The organism is Streptomyces sp. NPDC042638 (assembly GCF_040647235.1).
GTDB lineage: Bacteria > Actinomycetota > Actinomycetes > Streptomycetales > Streptomycetaceae > Streptomyces > Streptomyces rameus.
The window spans coordinates 1-2,827 of record NZ_JBEZBT010000142.1 but is presented as its reverse complement, the minus strand read 5'-3'; the positions used below and the strand labels follow the sequence as shown (position 1 = coordinate 2,827).

Here is a 2,827-nt window from a genome sequence, read left to right as displayed (position 1 = left end):
GCCGAGCACGCCGGTGCCCGGACGCGCGCCACCGGGCCGGCCCCGCCCCCGACGCCACGATCGGGGTCCTGAGCGTGGCCGCGGCGGGACGACGCGCCCGACGGGCGCCGAGCACGGGGCGGGGCCCGTCACGAGAACCGTTCCCGGCCGGCGGACCGGTCCGCCGGGCCGTCGCGGCCGGACGGGAGACGACCGCGACGGCCGCCTCCCGCCCCGCACGGCCCGGGAGCCGCAGGGCACCCACTGACGTCCGCGGCGCGGGTCACCCGCGTGAGGGCCGGCGCCGTCGCGGAGGTGGAGCGGGAACCGCGCCGCGACGAGTCGGGCGAGGCCCCTCGCGACGCCCCGTCAGACGGCCGGCTCGGCCGCCGTCTCCCGCGTGGCGGGGAGGGTGAGTACGGCCACGAAGGCGAGGGCGGCCACGGCGGCGAAGAAGCAGAACCCCCACGGGTGCCCGATCCCGGCGGTCACCGGGGCGCACCCCGCGACCATGGCGGGCCGCTTCACCCTCGCGCTGTCCGACCTCGGCGAGGTCACCCTGCTGCCGCGTCTGCTGGCGGCCGCCCGCGCACGCGCGCCCCGGGTGTCCTTCACCGTCCGTGCCCTGGACGTGGACGACGCCGAGGGCCAGCTGCGCCGCGGCGAACTCGACGCGTTCGTCGCCACCCCCGTCATGACCTCGCACCGCACGGTGCGCATCCCCCTCTTCCACGAGCGCTACGTCGGCATGCTCGCCGCCGACCACCCCCGCGTGCACGGCGCGTCGGTCACCCTGGCCGAGCTGGCGGCCGAGCACCACGCCACGGTGCACGGTCCCAGCGGTCACGTGGTCCCCCGGTCCGTGCTGGCCGCGCACGGGCCCCTGGACCGTGTGGCGGTGGACGCCACCCGCTTCTCGATGCTGCCCTACCTGCTGGAGCGCACCGATCTGATCGCGATCGTCCCCGAGTTCGTCGGCGAGGTGTTCACCGCGTCCCATCGCCTTCGCCTGGTGCGGCTGCCCTTCGAGACCGAGCGGATCGAGGTCGCGCTGTACGCCCGGCACGAGGCGTCGCGCAGCCCGTCCCAGCGCCGGCTCGTCCAGCTCATGGCCGAGGTGCTGGGCGAACGGGTCAGCCCGGCACAACTGCCGCCCACCGTGGCCGGGTAGGACCCGCTCGCCTCCCACCCGGGGCGTCCGGCGTCACCGGGCGCCCCGCGTCCGTGGCGGACCCGGCGTCAGCCGGCGGGGGCGAGGACGACCGGCAGCTCCGCCAGGCCCCGGAAGGCGGGGAAGGGGACCTCCAGCCACCGTGGGCCGCCGGCGGTGTCGGCCAGGGCCATCTCGGGGAACCTGTCGAACAGGAGGGTGAGGGCCAGCTGCGTCTCCAGCCGGGCCAGCGGGGCTCCCAGACAGTAGTGGCTGCCGTGCCCGAACCCGAGATGGGCGTCCTGCGCGTTCCCCGGCCGGGTCACGTCCAGCTCGTCCGGCCTCTCGAACTTCAGCGGATCGCGGTTGGCCGAGCTGAGCGCGATCTGGACCAGGGCGCCCTTGGGGATCCGGGTCCCGCTGTACTCCACGTCCTCGGTCGCGTACCGGAACGTCGCGCTCTCCACGGAGCCGTCGTAGCGCACCAGTTCCTCGACCGCCGCGCGGATCAGTTCCGGGTTCTCCCGCACGGCGCGCAGCTGCGCGGGATGCGACAGGAGGTGGTGGACGGCGTTGCCGATGAGGTACGCGGTCGTCTTGTGGCCCGCGAACATCAGCAGGAAGGCGGTGGAGACCAGTTCGTTCTGCGTGAGCCCGCCGTCGTTGTCCCGGACCGCGGTGAGCGCGCTGAGCAGGTCGTCACCCGGGTGTTCCCGCTTGGCGGTGATGAGCTGCGTGAAGTACGCGTGGAGGTCCTCCTCGGCCTTCTGCTGGGCCCGCTTGAACTCCTCACCGAAACCGGTCTGCGCCACGGTGGTGGACAGGTGCTGCATCCGCGACCGGTCCTCCTGCGGCACGCCGAGCAGGTCGCAGATCACGGTGATCGGCAGCGGGAACGCGAACGCCGGCAGCAGGTCGAAGCGCTCCCGGGCCGGGAACTCGTCGAGCAGGTCCTGGACGATCTCCTCGATCCGCGGGCGCAGCGCCTGCACGCGCCGCGGGGTGAACGCGGAGTTGACCAGTCTGCGCAGCCGGGTGTGCTTGGGCGCGTCGGAGTTGAGCATGTTGTCGTCCAGCGCGACGGACGAGTCACCGAAGATCCTCCGGTAGGCGTCCATGGCCCCGTACATGTCCTTGCTCAGCCGCGGGTCCGCCAGGGCGGCCCGCGCGTCCTCGTACCGGGTGATCAGGTAGGTCTCGTTGCCGTGCGGCGGCCGCATGGGACAGACGGGCGCCGCAGCGCGGAGCTGGGCGTAGACCGGGTGCGGATCGCGCCGGAACTCGGGGGTGCACCGCTCGGCCGCGCTGACGGCCTCTTGCGTGGTGGTCACGGACGACTCCTGAGGTCGAAGAGTGCCTGGGCGTTGCCGCCGAGGATGAGCTGCTGGGACGCCTTGTCGAGCGGCAGCTTCTCGATCATGCGGACGAAGTCCTCCAGCGGCGCGGCCATCGGCGGTGAGTCGGTGCCGAACAGCATCCGTTCGGGCCCCAGGACCTCCGCGTTCAGGCTCAGGTGTGCCGTGCTGAACGGGCTCGTGTCGACGTACATGCGGCGCAGCGCGGCGGCCGGGTCGGCCGCCGGCTCCAGCACCGCCCGGGCCTCGGACGTCGGCGCCGCGCCCGCCCCCGCCGGGCCCGGGGCGGCGGAGGGCGCCCCGGGCCGGCCGGCGGGCGCCGCGCCCCCGGCCCAGTGCCGGG

The 2,827-nt window shown here is 74.6% G+C and carries 2 protein-coding genes and 2 pseudogenes; 1 reads left to right on the top strand and 3 read right to left on the bottom strand.

The window, feature by feature from the left end; translation table 11 throughout:
- Window positions 1-348: 348 nt before the first annotated feature.
- Window positions 349-477, bottom strand: a pseudogene (locus tag AB0B40_RS38110) (MFS transporter); the annotation flags it as partial.
- Between the two features lie 10 nt (window positions 478-487).
- Here AB0B40_RS38110 and AB0B40_RS38105 point away from each other — a divergent pair.
- A pseudogene (locus AB0B40_RS38105) lies at window positions 488-1,150 on the top strand (LysR substrate-binding domain-containing protein); the annotation flags it as partial.
- A 68-nt stretch (window positions 1,151-1,218) separates the two neighbouring features.
- On the opposite strand, the gene AB0B40_RS38100 reads toward AB0B40_RS38105, so the two are convergent.
- Window positions 1,219-2,460 carry a cytochrome P450 gene (locus AB0B40_RS38100; protein ID WP_362268223.1) on the bottom strand — a complete coding sequence of 414 codons (1,242 nt, stop codon included), beginning with the start codon at window positions 2,458-2,460 and terminating at the stop codon, window positions 1,219-1,221.
- The coding region (locus AB0B40_RS38095; RefSeq protein WP_362268221.1) for an amidohydrolase family protein at window positions 2,457-2,827 on the bottom strand (371 nt) is incomplete at its 5' end. The genes AB0B40_RS38095 and AB0B40_RS38100, both read right to left, overlap by 4 nt.